Raw genomic sequence first — 16,602 nt, forward strand, 5'->3', positions numbered from 1 at the left:
TCCACGAATGCGGGCAGTCCTGGCACTGCGCGGTGCCGTCCGGGCTGACGAAGTAGAACCAGTGCTGACAGGAACTCACGCCACCCGCCCCCTTTCTTCGACTTCGTTCTTGTTCCAGGGATTGGCCAGTGCCTCCCATCGGTAGGCGGCCTGCTTCGATCTGCGCGGCACGAGAACCGATCGCGCGGAGCCCTGGTAGCGGCCGTAGCGCACGTGGTGGGTGCCGCCGATCTCTAACCAGCGAGTCTCGATCAGCTGGTGCACGGCCGTATCGATGTGGTCCGGGACCTTCTCGACCTCGTCGTTGCTAAGGCGCTTGTAGACGTCCTCGCGGATGCCGACCAGCACGAACCCGATACGCGAGGCCGACCGGAGCACCTTCTCGATCAGGTCCATGTCGTTGATCAGTGGCCGGGACTCCTCCCGCTTGGGCAGCGGGGCCACCGGGTTGCCGAACAGATCCGTTTCACCGCCCATGCCCGCTCACCCCTTCTCGGAGCCCAGGCAGCCGGAGCCGTGGAAATCACACCCACCCATGACGCTCACCTCCGTTCGCCTTGTTGTGGCAGAACTGGTCGTCGGAGTGCCGGTACCGCATCGGGTCGATGTGGCACGCCGGGCAGTAGCACAAAGACACTTGAAACCACTTCCTTCTCTGTTGATTGATCACTTCGTGGCACACGACGTGCACATCACTTGCGAGCCCCACACGGGCATTCCGCAGCCATTCGCGCACGACGCGGTGCTGCTCTCCTGGTAAGGCGGCATCGAAGTCACCCCCTTTCTCGCTATCCCTTGCGAGAGCCCATAAAGACCCCGGGAAACTGCTACCCCCGGGGCCAATAAGGCCTCTCCGGCGCACAATTTCGCGCCGAAAAAGGCATAGCTCGGCCCACTATGGAAATCTCAAACAACAAGTAGCCTGAATAAGGCTTAGAAAAATGCAGATGGGAATGGTCAGAATGCGGGGCTGGTCAGGCGGCGGCCGGGATGTGCGCGTTCGCCGGGGTCAGGCCGTTGGCCTTGAACGCCAGGCCCGAGCCGTTGTCGTTCTCCCAGTGACTGACCGTCGCGTCGATCAGCTGGACGTAGACGCCCTCCTCGAAGCCCTCACCGGGGTCGGCGGTCAGCGTCACCTTGATCTCCTCACCCTTGCCCGCAAACTCGCCCGGCTGCACCCGGCGCTTCGCGAACAGCGACACCACGAACTGCTGCACGCCCTCGCGGTCCTTCACGAACTCCTGCACGCCGTCCTTCTCGCGGGTCTTCTCCTGCGGAGCCTCGGTGATCATCAGCTTGTAGCCCTGCATGTTGACCGGGATGTTCCTCAGCATCTCTGCCTCCAGCTAGATCTTCTCGGCTGTGTTTACCCCCCTAAACACCTGCGGCGCAATCTGTTGTTGAGGGGGTCTAAACACCAAGGTAGGGCGTTGGCCCTCGGCTGTCAAGGGGTCTAAACTCCGGGTGTGACCACCAAGGACGAGTTCGAAGCCGTGCGGAGGGAGACTGACCCCATCCGCCGAGGTCAGCGCGCCACAGATCTCATCACGATCTATCAGCAGCGTGCTACGGAGCTCGCCCGGCTGCGCAAGGCAGCGATCGAAGAGGCCCACCGTGAGCTGGGGATGAGCTACACGGAGATTGCAGCGGGTCTCGGCATCACCAAGGGCCGTGTCACACAGATCAAGCAGTCGGCTGCGGCTGCTCAGCGCGCCTTCTTCGGCGTGGGGCCAGTGAGCATCGGTATTCCGTACCGGTACCAGGTCACCGACCGCGAACGCCCGCTCATTGCCGCCGAGGACGCGGAGACGGGGGAGCAGCTGGAATCGCTGCTGGCCGCACTGTCATTCACGGTCGATCGATACCAGATCGGTCCGGAAACCGAAGCCGCGCCGGAAGGCGACGGTGTCGTGGTCTGCGGCCCGAAGTCCGCCCCAATCGGTGCCGAACTGCTTGATGAAGACCCCGTCGCGACGCTTATCAAGGACGGCGGTCGGTGGTGGTTCGAACACCGCGATTCAGGGGAGCGGTTCGGCTCGCCTGCAGATGACGAGACGCCGCAGCACGCAGACCTCGGGTACTTCGCGCGTCATCGTTATGACGGTCGGGTCGTCGTGCACATCGCCGGCATCCACGCTATCGGGTCGCTTGGAGTCGCTCACTACCTCACGGGCAACCTCGCCGACCTCTACCGCCGGGTCGGCGACGTGTCCTTCAGCGGAGCTGTGCGCGCGACCTACGACGGCCTCACCATCACCAAGAGCGAACTCGTAGGAGGCCCTTATGCCTGGTGAGGTCGCATCTGTAGCGACCGCCCAACTTCCTGGTTCCGAGAACAGCGACGACAAGATCTTCGTGACCAGGAATGCCGTCCTCGTCCTAGACGGAGCATCTGCGTTCATACCGGTTCCGGTCTCGGCGAGCAGGTATGCGGCGGCCCTGGGCAGCCGCCTCAGCCGTTCCCTGGAGGAAGCCCCCGAGGCAGACCTCTCCAATCTTCTGGCGGTCGCGATCGAAGAGGCGGCAGCGGAACTGAACCTGAGTGCTGGGGAATCTCCATCAAGCACGGTGGCCATCGTTCGTCAGCGCGGTGATCTGGTCGACACGCTCGTGCTCGGTGACAGCGCGATCGTGCTTCCGAGCGGAATTGTCACCGATGGGCGGATCGACGCCCTGAACCTGGGGGAGCGGAGCCGGTACCAAGAGCGATTGGCCCAAGGGGCTGGCTACGACGAAGATCACACGCAGTTGTTGCGTGAACTCCAGAATCAACAGGCGAAGCATCGAAACCAGTCCGGGGGATACTGGATCGCCGAAGCCGACCCCGCCGCAGCAGCGCACGCTCTCACTGCGACTCACCCGGTCCAGTCGACGCCCTGGGCGATTCTCGTGACCGACGGTGCTCTAAACACGGCGCGTCATACTGGCCTCGACAATTGGTCGGACCTAGCGGCAGCCGGTCAGTCCGCGCTGCTGGCGTTGCTTGATCGCCTGCACGAATGGGAAGAGACCGATGATCCGGACGGGAAGCTCTTTCCACGCTCTAAGCGGCATGACGACAAGGCCATCGCTGCTGTCCGCTTCAGGTAAGCCCCCGGCCAGGACGCCCCACGACCGCATGCTGGCACTGAACCCCGACGCAGTCGTCGACCGGATCGAGGACCCGACCCCAGATCTTGATCTTGATGCACTGCGCGTGTGTTCAGAGTTTCTTTTCTTCATCAAGGGCGGCCCCTGCGGGGCCGCCTGCCTGCTGTTTCCCTGGCCGGGGCAGCGGGACCCCGGGCATGCGGCCTGGCGGCCGGTCCCGGCGCCCGCGCCCCGGCCAAACGGGAAGGCAGGCGGCCCCGCACCGCCAGAACGGGCCCACGCTCAGGCACAAAAAGATGTCCTCGCCGGACGGGCAGGCCAACAGGGTGAGGGGGACAGGCACATCGGCTGCGGTTCGGTCGTGGCTGCTCTGTCCTCACCCCATCGACCTCCACAAGGGCTATCAGCCCGTGTCAAGGGGGCAAGCTTGAGTGCCGGCCTCTCCCGCTGACACCGCCGGTTGCCCCCTTGACACGGCCTGATGAGGGCTACGCCAGGTCGACGGGGTGAGGACAGAGGCCCTCCCTTTGTGCAGGGAGCCAAGGGGGTATACCTAACAAGTCATGGACGCCACCCCCGCAGACGATCCGTACTCAGTGCTATCTGGAGTCGAGTTCCTCGATGAGAAGCTCCGTCAACTCGACCGGCGACTGAAGTACGTAGGCGTCCTAAGCGCGGACAAGGCGAACCTGAACCGTGTGCAAGTGGCTTCGTTCCAGCTAGTACCGGGCTCAGCCAGCATCGCTCGCAGCATTCGACACTTGATCAAAGGTGGCTACCTACTATCGTCCGCCGTCCTGCTGCGGCCGTTGCTGGAGCGAGTCGCAACGTTGGCTTACCTCGAACAGAACCCTCAGTCTGTCGCGCTTTGGGAAGCTGGCTGGCTGCACCACCAACGCCCCAGTCTGCGGACACGCCTTAATTGCTTGCTTCCCGGCGCTCCGGATTCATTGCTCCACGGTTTCATGCGCGAGGTCTCAAGAGCTAACAGCTTGATCCACGGGGACCCAGACGCGGCGCTCGTCAGCCTCGTGCAGATCGAGGAGGACAACTATGCCTATGCGCATGACCAGGACTTTTCCACCCCGGAACGCGCCCACAATATCGCGTTCTCAGCTGCGCTCGATATTGTATTTCAGCTCGTGGTGATCGATAGGATCTTCCCCCCGCCGGACTGGCCCACAACCAGCTCGTCTGCCAACTCAGCGTGACCAGAGCGCCATCGCCACTTCTGACGAAGGCTGACCAATAGGCAGCAAAGTAAGCAATGCGGCCGCCGCATCCCTTACACCACAGCAATCTCTATCGGGCTGATATATCTTTCACTACTGCCAGTGATCGATTCTTCGGTCCAGCTGATTTCGGACGCTGCTTCTTTGGTGGTGGAATGATCGAGCGCAAGAGAGATACTGGAAACGCAAGATGATGCGATCCGGGTGCGTATGGGCGATCGCCGAAGCGGCGATAGAGAAGTTTCTGCAGGAGTACTGGAGACTCATTTCCGACTGCTACCGGCTCTTCCTTTCTCCACCCTTTGGCTGATAGCTGCACATAAAGGGATCGATAGCGCTTTTCGCTAACCAAATCCAGCGTGTGGCCAAGTTTGATTAGCGATTGGATTGAAACGCCCCACGTGGCCTTCATCCGGGCATAGTCAGTGAGGGTTTTCCTTTCATTGATATCCCGCAAGGCACGCTTTTGTGGCACAAGTAGCGCGCTCGCAAAATTGTGCGCTTCCATTTCTGCTTCCATCGCAAATGGGCGGAACGTGTGCAGCACCAAATGTCCGAGCTCGTGGGCTAGGGTAAACCTCTCCCTGTCTCCTGGTTGTCCGGGAAAGTAGCCTACTAGTGCCGTTTCCCCGACGCCCCCCCAATACGACAACCCGTCATGGCCGCACGTAGAAGACGAGCCGTTTGTATCATTAGGAAGGACAAAAGGAGCGACCGCAATTCCTGCCCGCTCCATGGCTCGGGTCAAGTTAGGAATTGGCTTGTCAGGTGCTAGTCGGAGGGCCTCTCGGGCCTGGGAGGCGAGCTCCTGAATTCGATCCTGAGTAACCTCCTCTTCCGTGGCGAACGGAAGAGGAGGGGTTGGATATCCTTCTTCTGATATGAGCGTGTCACTGACTCGATAGCTTTCGCCGTACAAGGCATGCACGCGCTGCGTTACTACCTTGCTAGCTGAAGCTTTCTTGCGAAAACGTAGTGAATCTAGCGGCACATCTTTTGGCTGAATATAGAAAAACTCAATTGGCGTAGCTGTGACCTCTGCAATGAGTTCCAGTCTTTCTATAGCTGGTTCCCTTGAAAGCCCCTCCACTTCGGAAATCCAAGACTGCTGCACCCCAGTTACTTTGGCAAGCTCAGCCTGAGTGAACCCTAGTAGGTGCCTTAGGGTCCTTAGCCGCTCCCCTGGGGATACCGCTAGCATCTCGTCCTTCTCTCGCTACGCTCAGTTTGCATCGTCTTCTTCTGCGGGGAACTCGAGCTCCAGCTCTTCCTCGGCTGGCATAAACTCAAGATCCTCCAGGTCCTCGGCTGTTTCCGGGAGAATGAAATCAATGTCAACTTTCTCGACTTGACCCCACTTCCATTCCCCGTTAGTTCGAACGACCCGAAAGATTGGCAGTCCGTCGCTGTCGATCCTCCACAACATCAACAACTGGTGGTTGGCGTCCTCGCCGTCCAGAGTCACCACCTTACCCAGCGGGGGATTCCGATAGAAAGCGCGACGTGCCCGGTTGAGCCCGGGAGGAGGGACATGCGATTCGTCACGGGTGTGGAGAAGCCGAACGGCGTGTGTGCCGTTGTGGACCCAGAGCGACCCATTCTGGGAGTGGTTGCCCGAGAGCGACCAATCGCCAAGCGCTCCGTGCGGCTTCTCGCTGAGCAGGTAGTGCGCGAAGCCCCGCGTGGTGTGCGTGGTCAGCCACCGGTAGTCGATCTTGCCCGCGAGCTCCGGGAGCCTCTCACGGCTCAGTCCCTCCGCCTGTTCGAAAACCTCGTGCAACGGCTCGCACAGGTCGAGCATCGCCGAGCGCACCCGCTCCACTGCAACCTTAATCATGATCTAGATATTATCGCGCGGGAACTTAAGGTGTACAGTCCGCCCTTCACCGCATTGTGACTAACCCTTGCCTAGCCCTCTGACCTGGCACTTTATGATGGTCTATTGCTCTAGGTCTTCTACGGGTACGCCGCCAGCAAGTCCGCTACCCGGGTTGGCTGGCCCTGACCCAGCTCGCTCCATCTAACGATGTCAGCCCCACGTTGAGCCCTGCCCCCATGCTTTTCCCTTCCGAAACAACCAGAAGTGTTCGACAGCGACAGTCCTCATGGGGCATTTGCTTAAGCGAAACCGCCTGGGTATAAGAAGTCTTAAGGGGCGTCCGGAAGCAACCGGCTACTTCGCCTTAGATTCCGCGGGTTCAGGGTTCGATCCCCTGGCGGCCCACCAAAAACCCCAGGTCACAGGCCTGGGGTTCTTTGTTGCCGAGGCCCGGTTGCCAATTAATTGCCAACTTTCCCCGGACCCTCGATGGGCACCACGAAGGCCAGGGCTTCGGCGCTGGCGCGGGACTGCTGGCCCCGACCGAAGTACACGTCTTGGGTCATCGACACCCGCGAGTGGCCCAGCAGGTCGGCCACCTGGCGAGCGGTCAGGCCTGCTTCGTCCAGCAGCGTCGCGACCGTCTTGCGCAGCGTGTGGAAGGTCACCCACTCGTAGCCAGCGCGGGCCCGGAACGGCGCCCACGTCCTGTTGTAGACGTTCGACGCGTTGAGGTACCCACCCTTCGTGTTGACGAAGATCGGCTTACCAGGATCAACCTCACCCAGTTGATCGGCACGTTCCCGGAGCATGTTCACCGCCCAATCAGGGAGCGCGATGTCTCGCGCCGATCCGTCCGTCTTCCCATCGTTGCGCAACGCACCCTTGCCGCGTGCACGGATCAGGTTGCCACTCATCCGCAGCTTCTTGGACTCCGGATCGAAGTCCTCCCAGTGAGCACCCAGAGCCTCACCGGCTCGTTCGCCTGTCGCGATGAAGAATCGTACGAGGTCAGGCAGGTCCCGCTTCTTCGCCTCTTCATCTTGGTCAAGGATCTTGAGCAGCTCGCTCAGTTCGTCCTTGGTCAAGGCCCGCGGCCTCTTCCGCTTGATCTTGGCTCTCCGCTCGGACAGGGCGGCGATGCCCTTCGTTGGGTTGGTTTCGACTGCCCCTGCTTGAATCGCAAAGATTATGACGTTGCTGATCACGGCCTTGACGAGCTTGGCCAGGGTCAAGCTGTTGTCCTTGAGCTTGGCCTGGCAGAGCTTGTTGACCACCGGCGTCTTCACCTCGTACAGGCGCAGCTCACCGAGAGCTGGCTTGACGTGGTTCTCGTACACGTTCTCGTAGGTGTCCAGTGAGGTCAGGGAGTATGTACCGTTCTCGGCGTCCTTCCTGAACTGGTCGAGCCACGCTTGGGCAGCATCGGCGAACGGCGATGTGGCAGTGAGGTCGGTGCCGTCGGACACCGGGACCAAGTCCTTGACCGCATCCCGGACTGCCTGCCGAGCCAGCTCCTTGGTCCGGCCGCGACGACGCACGTCGGCATAGGTTCCGTCTTCACGCCGGTACCAGGCTCTTGCCGACCAGGACTTCCCGACCTGCTTGACCGAAATCTCGCCCATCGTGCCCAGCGGAAGCGGCAGACGACCCGCCATGTCAGATCACCCCCGCAGCCTGGGACTCGAACCAGTCCTCGACATCCTCGGGCTTGAACCGGACATACTTTCCGATCTTGCGTCCGGTCGGGCCATATCCACGGCTGCGCCACTGGTAGAGGGTGCCGACCGGCACACCGAGGTAGCTGGCAACGTCGTCGATTCCCCACAGGTTGCGCATGGTCAGTCCTTCCTTTCGTTGGCGTAGCGGTGTTTTCGGGCTTCGCGTTGGCGGTCGGCGATGGCGAGGGCGAGTTCTTGTTCCTCGGGGTCGCGGTGGCCGATGCTGGTCATTTGCCAGTGGTTGATCACGGCCACGGAGTCGGCGGTCACGCCGATCTCGTCGAGGTTCTGTTCCAGCCGCCATGTCTGGCGGTCGCCCCGGATCTGCTTGAACGTCGTGGAGTAGCGCTGGGACTTGGACAGGAAGTGCCCTCGGAAGGCGAGCATGTGGCACCAGCGACGCAGGTTGAGATCGTCAAGGTCGTCCAGGTCGCCGAGATCCCACGCGGTGCGCATGATCTGCCGGTGGTGTTCGCTGGCGTCCAGGAGGTCGATGTGCTCGCGGGAGCGGATCGGGCGGTCGGCGGCCTCGGACTTGCCGGTGCCCTTGGTGGCGTACTTGGCGACGTAGGAGGCCAGCCTGTCATCGGTGATCGTGCCCTGGTCGTCTTCGACCTGGTGGGCATCCACTGCGCGGATCGGCCGGACGTCGATCTGATCGCCCCAGCTCAGCCACCTTGTGTTGTGGTCGATCTCGGGAGCTTCGACGCCGGTCGCGGCGTGTGCGGCATGGACGGCGTCGGTGAGCAGATCAGCCGTGGCCCACGGCGGGGCGGCGTCAGCGGCTCCTTCGGGGCCGTCGATGCGGATCATCGCGTGGAAGTGGATGATGCCGCGCTTCTGAAACTCGGCGACCTTGGCGTAGGACAGCCGGGCGTGGTCCTTGAGCTGCTTCTCGGTGATGCCGGCCGCGCGGGCGATGTGCCGCCGGAGGTAGATCGTGAAGCGGTTCCACAGCTTCCCGGCATGGGCCTGCCACAGGACGTGGCCGGTGTAGTCATAGCCGCTCGGGTCGACGGGCTGGCCGATCGCCGGGTCGTGTTCGTGGTGGTAACGCCCGCAGCGGCACGGAACGTGCTTGCCGTTGGCCGAGGTCCGGCGGTTGTGGACCGGCCCGAAGCTCGGGGCGGTCAGGGTGACGAACAACCGCGGTTTGTCGGCCACGGTGACCGGCACGCCCTTGGAGCCGCCGGACATCCCGGCACGTACGAGGTGGAAGGCGTCAGCGGCGTAGCGGTCCGAGCATGCGGGGCAGACGGACTCGCGTCGGTTGCCGCAGGGGGCGAACAGGTGCCCGGATTTCATCGCCGGGGTGCCGTCGGGCTTGGACAGCACCGTGCCGGTGGTCTTGTCTGTGAGCATCCAGTGTCCGGACAGCCGGACCGGGTGAGCGCATCCGCCGGTAGCTTCCACCATCGAGCGCCACTGCTGGTAGTCCGGCGATTGGAGCCGCCGGGCGAGGCGGTCCACAGCCGGTAGTTCGGGCAATGCCATGTGACCTCCCAGAAGAGAGCTCGGCGGAGCACCCACGGAGGTCGTTCCCGTGCCCGGTGGATGCCCGCCGAGCAGGGGTTGAACTCGCGATATTCACTTGTGCGATGCCGTCGCATCAGGCCACGGCGTGGCCGTTGGTAACCGGCTTTTCGGTGGCGTTGAGATCGGCGACGATCTGCGCGGCCATCGGTTCCGGCAGCCGGACAACCTGACGGACATCAGCCGGAGTGAACTCCCGGCCCTCGGTCTTCGCGCGCTCCCAGGCGTCGGAAATCCCCTTGAGGACGCCCGCCGGAAGGTTCATGGATTTCCCGATGACCGAGGTGGTGTCCGGTCGTTCCGCCTGTCGCGGACGTTCGATGGACTCGGTGGCCGCCCTTTCCGGCACCTCCGGATGTTCCGGCGGAGGTGGTGGGTCTGCGGCGGCGTAAGCGGCCAAGATGACCTGCCGTTGCCGGGCCTGAATGACCGGGATGACTTCGGCGATGCCGTAGACGATCACCGGGATGATGCCGTGCACGACCGCCGAACCGGCGTTGAACTCCGCCCACCGGCCTGCCAACAGCGGGATCAGTTGCGGGATGACGTTCATCAACAGCGTCGAGGTCAGCAAGACCCGCTTGAGCCGCGACCACCACTGATGATCAGGTGCAACCCCGTGGGCAAGGATCACCGCCTCGAAGTTCAGCAGCACGATCAACAACCCCGCGAACATCGGCTCAACCGTCCAGGCCGCCCACCACAGCGGGTCACCCCGTGTGGAATCCCCGGCGAGGAACTGCTGCACACCCGTGGTGGTGAACACCAGCCCCAACGCCAGGAAGAACCACAGCCCGACGAGGGTCCGCCGCCCGTTGCGCTCCATCTCCACGGCCTGAAGGTCAGGGTCGCGGATCAAACCCCGCAGGTGCCGGGCCTCGGAGATCCGGTCGCCGAGTTTGCGGACCCGCCGCGTCTTGCCCTCTTCGGCGTCGTCCTGCTCTGGCTGCGCCATCGGTTATGCCTCCCTACTGGGCCGGGCTGAACAGCTTGATCAGGCCCCGCACGAGCAGCACCAGGCCGACGCCGATGCCGATCGCCACCGCCGGACTGAACACCAGCCAGACCAGCGCCAGCACGGCCAGCACGAACGCCAGGACGCCGAGGCTCATCAGGACACCCTTGCCGGACAGTTCAACGTGCACGATGTGCATGGGTGAATCTCCTTACTGTGATTGAGGAATCGGGAATTCAGGCGATTTCTTCGTCTTCTTCGTCATCGCCTTCGAACTGCTCGATCTCTTCGACCTCGTCGTCTTCGAAGTCCTCGAAGTCGACTTCGTAGGGGTTGGTGACCGTGCCGTCCGGAAGCTCGATCTCCTTGCGGATCGGAGTCACGTTGTTGAGCTCGGTGCAGAAGGCCACCAGCTCGGCGATGTCGTCATCGGTGCTGAAGGCCGCCCGTACACGCTGGGGCTCCTTGCGGCCGTCGTTCTTGGCATAGGCGACACCGGCGAGGTAGGCGGGAATCTTGTCGGCGAACGCGCCGAGGTCCCGCATCCCTTCACCAAGACACATGTCCACGTACGAGGCCGCATCGACCCGAAGCGCGATCTTGGTCGGGAACAGCCCGCGCATCGGGACGACGTCCTTGGTGGGTTCCTGCGTCGCAGCGATGATCCGGCCACCCACCGCGCGGAACTGCGTGAGGCCCTTGGACAGCAGCTGATGGAACTCCGCCCGGATGTCGCGGTCGGTGTAGGCGGTCATCGCGGCCAGCTCGTCGCAGATCAACACGTCCAGCGGGGTTTCCCGGGACGGAGTCGCGTTGCGGATGCCCTGACGGCCGAGCTCGAACTTGCGCTCGTCCAGGGTCTCGACGTACTCCCGCATCAGCGCCAGTCCAGCGCGGTCGGAGTCGGCGAAGCGGTGGAACATCTCCCGGCCGCCGCCAAGTTCCATGCCGCCCTTGGGGTCGATCACCCACAACCGGACGTGACCGGCCCGGATCAGCGGAGCCAGCGCCCGCTGGATGCCCCACAGCCACGAGCCCTTACCCGCGCCGGTCTCCCCAGCCAACAAGACGTGGATGTCCCGCTTGACCAGGTCGAGCTGGAACGGCCGGCCGAATTCAGTCCGGCCGATCTCCAGCTTGCGCAGATCCACCGCGTCCACCGATTCCGGCATGGCCGGGAGCGGGATCACCATCTCGTTGAAGGGCTCGCGCCGCTGGAAGTCCAGGGCGATCTTGCCGGGCTTGAGGATGCGCATCGAGGCCGCATGAGCCTTGAACGAGTTCGCCAGCCGATCGAGCGCCTGGCCGTAGTCCTCGGGCTCCTGGCCCTTGGCCATGCGGATGTGCAGCGAGTCCCACACCCAGTTCGAGCGCACCGCGACCAGCTTCGGCACCAGCGAATCACCCCGGTGGTCGGAGGTGACCAGACCGCAGGAGGCGACCACGCGCATCCACTGGCGCTGGTAGATGACCCACCGTCTCCACCAGGCCCGCAGGAGCCGTCCGGCGAAGCGATCGAAGGTCGGGGCGTCCAGCAACCTCCACGAGGCACCGGCCAACACCGCGATCCCTGCGGCCCACAGCACCGTCTGATAGCCGACCATCACGCCCGCCGAGCTCACCGCCGTCGTGCTGCCCATCGTGCGGGGGTGCCGCAGCATCCAGCCGCCGACCACCCGTGCCGGAGTCCGTTCCGTGCCCACTCGCGTGTCTCGCATGACTGCCTGCCCTTTCCATGAAAAAGGGCGCCGGACTCCCGCTGTGGGAATCCGACGCCCTGCCGTGCTTCGGGTTCTTCAGTCAGCTTCTGCGCTGCGACATCTCTAGGTGAGCCACCAGATCGCCCACCGCCCGCTTGAGCCCGTTCAACGGACCACCCAGGCCCTTCGGGACACCGAAGTTCGCCACAGTCTTGGTCAACTCCAGCATCGTCGCGTCGATCTCGCGCACCGTGCCGGTCACACCATCTGCATTGGCCATTACTTGTACTCCTTCGCAACACTCGATCCACCGTGTTCAGCGATGCCTTCCCGAACCGCATCCGCCGCCTTCGCCACCGCAGCGGCCAGCTCCTGGGCCTCCGCGTAATGCCGATCCTCGACGAACTCGCCGTCGAGGAACTCGACCTTGTTCACGTCCTGGTTCAGCTGATCCATCAGCCCACCAATTGCCGACAGCCGCTTGACCCCGCGCGAATTGCGCCGGAACAGCTGCTTCGAGATCTCCACCAGCAATCACCCTCTCCCTTTCACCCGGGACGATCCCGGGAAACTTTGTCACCGGCCGCCGACGCAGCCCGAACCGTGAAAACCGATTGACGAACTGAACAGCTCACTCATCGGGCTCGTCCTCCTGTTCCTCAACCCTGCGGATCACCTTCGTGACGGTGTGCAGCGATTCGTACAGCTGTTTTGCCACCTCATGCAGCGCAGCACCGCTTGAACTCGGTCCGCCAGGAACATCGACCGAATACGCCACATCACCAGCTGTCGCGAGCGCCTCCGTGAGCTCGGTGGACAGCCGCCGCAAATCCTCCAAAGCCGCGTCTCGCAGAACCTTGTTCACAGCCACACCGCCCAGGATCGATCAATGCAGTACTGGTCGTGCGTGTGGTGGTAGCGCCACTTGTCGCAGTGGCACGCCGGGCAGTACTTCAGCGACATGTCAGAAGCTCCTTTCGTCGGGCGGCCGTAGCGTGTAGAGCGGACATGCCACAAGGTCGCCGTTTTCGTTTCGATGGATTTCGTCTTCCCCGCAGAACAGGCAAGGGACGATGGGGTTCGTATCGCACGGAAGCCCGCACCACCCCAGGTCGAAGCGCTTGCCGAGCAAATAGGCCACAGAACTCACGACCGTGGCCTTTCGTCCGCAGGAGCATAATTCCCCTGGTTGAGCGTCACGTTCGCTCAGCCTCAATCCGGACCTCCCCTACGCGTTACATGAGAAACTGAAGGCCATGAAGACCCCCGGTACGTCCGCAGATGGCCGGGGGTCAATAAGGCCCTCCCGGTGGAATTTTCCACCGATTTTGGGCATAGCTCGGCCCACTATGTAATTCTCAAAGAACAACAGCCGGAATCGGCTTAAGAAAAATTAGAAAGAAACGTCTGCAATAAGCGCAAGATCAGGCGGCGACCGGAGCCTGCGCGCCGACCGGGGTCATGCCGTGGGCCCGGAAGGACAGGCCGGACCGGCCGTTGCGCTCCCAGTAGCTGACCGTCGCGTCGACCAGCTGGACGTAGGCGCCCTCCTCGAAGCCCTCGCCGGGGTCGGCGGTCAGGGTCACCTTGATCTCCTCACCCTTCCCCGCGAACTCTCCGGGCTGGGCCCTGCGCTTCGCGAACAGCGAGACGACGAACTGCTGAACGCCCTGCCGGTCGGTCACGACCTCCTGAACGCCGTTGTCGTTCTCCCACATCTTCAGCGTCGGAGCTTCGGTCACCATGAGCTTGTGTCCCTGCAGGTTCACCGGGATGTTCTTCACTGTCCTACCTCCATGTTTGGTGACTGACATACACCAGCATATGTCAGGCTAGGTCGGTCCGCAAGTACTCCAGCCGGGCGATCTATGTCAGATTGAGTCAGACGGATAGACTCACGGCATGGAGCAGTCGAACCCTGGGATGGCCGCCTACCAGCGTGTCGTTGAAGCGATCAAGCACGACATCCGCACTGGCAAGTTGGCGTCCGGCGAGCGACTGCCCGGAAACCGGGCGTTGGCAGAGAAGTACGACGTCGCGCTTGCGACCGCCCAGAAAGCCCTTCGTGCCCTTCAGGACGCTGGCTGGCTGACTGCGACGCCGTCCGTTGGAGTCTTCGTCAGCAGCGAAGTCCCGACCGACGAGGCAGCTGCTGACGTTTCCGTCGAACTTGCCGACCTGAAGTCGCAAGTCGCCAGCCTCGCCCAGCGCGTCGAAGAGCTTGAGCGACGTTCGTAGTGCGCCGCCGTTGCTTCCTGCCGTCATGTCTCCAGACTGCGGGACGTACGGCCGGAAGAACACTGAAGTAACTGCACCTCGCACTGCACTTTTGCTGCATCAAAGGCACTGCATTTCCACTGCACTTCAGTGCAGCCTCGCTTCAGTGTCGGCCTCGGACCTGGCACGCTGCGAGGTATGCAGCTGAACGGCGCTCCGGCCAACATCGACCAAATCAAGGCACTGGCACTGACCAACTACGGCCACTTCACGTCGATGTTGGTGGAGCGTGGCGGGGTCCGTGGCCTCTCGCTGCACATGGAACGCCTGGTCCGCGACTGCCGGCACCTCTTCAACGTCGAGCTCGACACCGAACGCGTCCGCACGTACGTCCGGAAGGCCCTGGGCGACAGCAGCGAAACGACGGTGGCGCGGGTGACGATCTACGACCCCGCGATCGACCTCGGAACCGTGGGAAGCGACGCCGATCCGGCCGTCCTGGTGACCACCCGAACCGCGGCTAAAACTCAGCCTGCCCCATGGCACTTGCAAGCCGTCTCCTACCGACGGGATGACCCGGCGATCAAGCACATCGGCCTGTACGGAGCCATGATGCAGCGACGGTCGGCACAGCGCGAAGGGTTCGACGACGTTCTCTTTCTGAACCCCGATGGCACGATCTCCGAGATCGCAACCTCGAACATCGGGTTCATCCGGGACGACCAAGTCATCTGGCCACGTTCCGAGTGCCTCGTTGGAACCACCATGACGCTCCTGCGCCAAGCTCTCGACGAGACCGTTGACACGCAACCGCTGACCCTGTCGGACCTGCCGACTATGGACGCTGCGTTCGCAACCAACGCAGCTACAGGCGTCAGGCCGGTCGTCGGCGTGGACAACACCCAGTGGACGGCCGACCATCCGCTCCTCAGCAAGTTGCGTGACCTCTACGCCGAGATCCCTCCCGAACTCCTGTAACGAGCCAGCCACACCAGTTACCCTCGTGTCGAAGATCGCTCAGGGGGACTAGGTGGCTACGGTTCAGAAGTGGACAGGTATCGAAATTAAAGCTCTCCGCACCGCAAAGCGGATGAGCTTGGTCGAATTCGCTGCCCATCTCGGCATCAGCGAACGGCAACTCTCGAACTGGGAGAAGGCGGGCCCCGACATCACGCCCCGGCCGGTCAACCAAGCCGCACTCGACACGTCCCTGTCCCGCAGCGATCCGGAGACTCAAGCCCGCTTCATCCACCTAGCAGGCGACGCCCTGACGACCGACGACGGCCAGGCCGAGGCCAGCGTTGAACCGATCGGGAGCAGCCAGATCAAGCACCCCGCAGATGGCGCTCCGATGGTGAAGGTCGATGCCAGCGTCTTCTTGTCAGGCCCGAGCAACGAGCCGGTCTGGCTTGACGACTTCTACATCGACGTTCACCCAGTGACCAATGCCGAGTACGCGCTCTTCCTCGCAGCGACCGGCCACACCGCGCCAGAGCACTGGAACGACGGGAAGCTCCCAGAAGAGCTCGCCGATCACCCGGTGGTCTTCGTGACGTGGTCGGACGCGGCTCAGTACGCCGCATGGGCCGGGAAGTCCCTGCCGACTTCACAGCAGTGGGAGAAAGCAGCTCGCGGTACACGCGGCAACGCCTACCCGTGGGGCGATCAGCCGACTCCGGCGAAGTGCAATGTCCGGGAGAATGGCGTCGGGGCAACCACACCGGGCAACTGCTACCAGAGCGGCGTCAGTCCATACGGCCTCTTCGACATGTGCGGCAACGTCTGGGAATGGTGCGCCACGGAGAGCCGACCGGGGCGCCATGAGCTCAAGGGCGGTGCGTGGACGAGCCCCTTCAGTCGGTGCACCCCATCGTCATTCAACGACGCTGCCGAATCGATGTGCGACGACGACACAGGTTTCCGATGCGTGGTCTCCGCTGAAGCTCTCGACGGTCTCCTCAACGGAACCCGCTAGCGAGCTTCGCACAAGATCAACGGGTCTTGCGCTCTCTACGGCACCAATCCTCGAACAAGTCCGCAGAGCTGAAGCCTCCGCCTGGCACGGGCTTCACGCTGAACGGGCTTGCATCCCGAACCTCTCCGGACAGTCGGCGTAAGTACGCGTCCGAGCTGAAAACGTGGACCACTTCACCGTGGGCCCAGACGTAGGTGTGCCCGCCGACGCTGAACGTCCATGCTCCGCGATTCATGGCCTCAGCCCGCCCCCGAGTCGATCACCATGGTCTGCTCATCGCCGGGAGTGAGCTCACCCGCCAGAAGCCTGAGCCGCGCAGCCAGACGACAACGCTGCTCAGGCGTGTACCGACCACCTCCT

At 62.9% G+C, this 16,602-nt stretch carries 20 protein-coding genes; 6 read left to right on the forward strand and 14 right to left on the reverse strand.

Features of this window, described 5'->3' with window-relative positions; translation table 11 throughout:
* Positions 1–75: 75 nt before the first annotated feature.
* Together E1181_RS00810 and E1181_RS00815 are read right to left on the reverse strand one after the other, a co-directional pair.
* Positions 76–477 carry a hypothetical protein gene (locus E1181_RS00810; RefSeq protein WP_132671897.1) on the reverse strand — a complete coding sequence of 134 codons (402 nt, stop codon included), beginning with the start codon at positions 475–477 and terminating at the stop codon, positions 76–78.
* A 497-nt stretch (positions 478–974) separates the two neighbouring features.
* Entirely contained in the window at positions 975–1,334 is a 360-nt protein-coding gene (locus tag E1181_RS00815) for a hypothetical protein (protein ID WP_132671898.1), read from the reverse strand.
* A 132-nt stretch (positions 1,335–1,466) separates the two neighbouring features.
* Here E1181_RS00815 and E1181_RS00820 point away from each other — a divergent pair, with 132 nt between their 5' ends.
* The 3 genes from E1181_RS00820 (at position 1,467) to E1181_RS00830 (ending at position 4,301) form a co-directional block, all read left to right on the forward strand.
* A complete protein-coding gene (locus E1181_RS00820) occupies positions 1,467–2,294 on the forward strand; it encodes a sigma-70 family RNA polymerase sigma factor (protein ID WP_132671899.1) in 828 nt (275 codons plus the stop codon).
* The gene (locus E1181_RS00825) at positions 2,284–3,090 is read left to right on the forward strand and encodes a protein phosphatase 2C domain-containing protein (RefSeq protein WP_132671900.1); all 807 of its coding nucleotides are present in this window, start codon (positions 2,284–2,286) and stop codon (positions 3,088–3,090) included. The genes E1181_RS00820 and E1181_RS00825 overlap by 11 nt, the downstream gene beginning before the upstream one ends.
* A 563-nt stretch (positions 3,091–3,653) precedes the next feature.
* Positions 3,654–4,301, forward strand: coding sequence for a DUF5677 domain-containing protein (locus E1181_RS00830; RefSeq protein ID WP_132671901.1), 648 nt, complete (start codon positions 3,654–3,656; stop codon positions 4,299–4,301).
* Positions 4,302–4,392: 91 nt separating this feature from the next.
* On the opposite strand, the gene E1181_RS00835 is transcribed toward E1181_RS00830, so the two are convergent.
* The 12 genes from E1181_RS00835 to E1181_RS00890 all read right to left on the reverse strand — a co-directional run bounded on the left by E1181_RS00835 (position 4,393) and on the right by E1181_RS00890 (position 13,834).
* Positions 4,393–5,523, reverse strand: coding sequence for a helix-turn-helix domain-containing protein (locus tag E1181_RS00835; protein WP_132671902.1), 1,131 nt, complete (start codon positions 5,521–5,523; stop codon positions 4,393–4,395).
* 21 nt (positions 5,524–5,544) lie between these two features.
* Complete coding sequence (locus tag E1181_RS00840) at positions 5,545–6,159, reverse strand: hypothetical protein (protein WP_132671903.1); 615 nt, start codon at positions 6,157–6,159, stop codon at positions 5,545–5,547.
* Positions 6,160–6,602: 443 nt separating this feature from the next.
* Positions 6,603–7,799, reverse strand: a complete 1,197-nt coding sequence (locus tag E1181_RS00845) for a tyrosine-type recombinase/integrase (protein WP_132671904.1) — start codon at positions 7,797–7,799, stop codon at positions 6,603–6,605.
* 1 nt (position 7,800) lies between these two features.
* A complete protein-coding gene (locus E1181_RS00850; RefSeq protein ID WP_132621655.1) occupies positions 7,801–7,980 on the reverse strand; it encodes a helix-turn-helix transcriptional regulator in 180 nt (59 codons plus the stop codon).
* A gap of 2 nt (positions 7,981–7,982) precedes the next feature.
* Complete coding sequence (locus tag E1181_RS00855; RefSeq protein ID WP_132671905.1) at positions 7,983–9,356, reverse strand: replication initiator; 1,374 nt, start codon at positions 9,354–9,356, stop codon at positions 7,983–7,985.
* Between the two features lie 115 nt (positions 9,357–9,471).
* Positions 9,472–10,350: a hypothetical protein gene (locus tag E1181_RS00860; RefSeq protein ID WP_132671906.1), complete on the reverse strand. Its 879-nt coding sequence runs from the start codon at positions 10,348–10,350 to the stop codon at positions 9,472–9,474.
* 13 nt (positions 10,351–10,363) lie between these two features.
* A complete protein-coding gene (locus E1181_RS00865; RefSeq protein ID WP_132671907.1) occupies positions 10,364–10,549 on the reverse strand; it encodes a hypothetical protein in 186 nt (61 codons plus the stop codon).
* Between the two features lie 37 nt (positions 10,550–10,586).
* Complete coding sequence (locus tag E1181_RS00870; RefSeq protein WP_132671908.1) at positions 10,587–12,068, reverse strand: FtsK/SpoIIIE domain-containing protein; 1,482 nt, start codon at positions 12,066–12,068, stop codon at positions 10,587–10,589.
* A gap of 82 nt (positions 12,069–12,150) precedes the next feature.
* The gene (locus E1181_RS00875) at positions 12,151–12,330 is read right to left on the reverse strand and encodes a hypothetical protein (RefSeq protein ID WP_132671909.1); all 180 of its coding nucleotides are present in this window, start codon (positions 12,328–12,330) and stop codon (positions 12,151–12,153) included.
* A complete protein-coding gene (locus E1181_RS00880) occupies positions 12,330–12,584 on the reverse strand; it encodes a hypothetical protein (protein ID WP_132671910.1) in 255 nt (84 codons plus the stop codon). Before E1181_RS00880 ends, E1181_RS00875 begins: the two co-directional genes overlap by 1 nt.
* Before the next feature lie 97 nt (positions 12,585–12,681).
* The gene (locus E1181_RS00885; protein WP_132671911.1) at positions 12,682–12,915 is read right to left on the reverse strand and encodes a hypothetical protein; all 234 of its coding nucleotides are present in this window, start codon (positions 12,913–12,915) and stop codon (positions 12,682–12,684) included.
* 559 nt (positions 12,916–13,474) lie between these two features.
* Entirely contained in the window at positions 13,475–13,834 is a 360-nt protein-coding gene (locus E1181_RS00890) for a hypothetical protein (protein WP_165944477.1), read from the reverse strand.
* 118 nt (positions 13,835–13,952) lie between these two features.
* Here E1181_RS00890 and E1181_RS00895 point away from each other — a divergent pair, with 118 nt between their 5' ends.
* From E1181_RS00895 to E1181_RS00905, 3 genes are all read left to right on the forward strand, one after another.
* Positions 13,953–14,288: a GntR family transcriptional regulator gene (locus tag E1181_RS00895; protein WP_132671913.1), complete on the forward strand. Its 336-nt coding sequence runs from the start codon at positions 13,953–13,955 to the stop codon at positions 14,286–14,288.
* 177 nt (positions 14,289–14,465) lie between these two features.
* Complete coding sequence (locus E1181_RS00900; protein ID WP_132671914.1) at positions 14,466–15,245, forward strand: aminotransferase class IV family protein; 780 nt, start codon at positions 14,466–14,468, stop codon at positions 15,243–15,245.
* A gap of 52 nt (positions 15,246–15,297) precedes the next feature.
* Positions 15,298–16,242 carry an SUMF1/EgtB/PvdO family nonheme iron enzyme gene (locus E1181_RS00905; RefSeq protein ID WP_132671915.1) on the forward strand — a complete coding sequence of 315 codons (945 nt, stop codon included), beginning with the start codon at positions 15,298–15,300 and terminating at the stop codon, positions 16,240–16,242.
* The last annotated feature ends 360 nt before the right edge of the window (positions 16,243–16,602 follow it).

Source organism: Saccharopolyspora terrae, from assembly GCF_004348435.1.
Taxonomy (GTDB): Bacteria; Actinomycetota; Actinomycetes; order Mycobacteriales; family Pseudonocardiaceae; genus Saccharopolyspora; species Saccharopolyspora endophytica.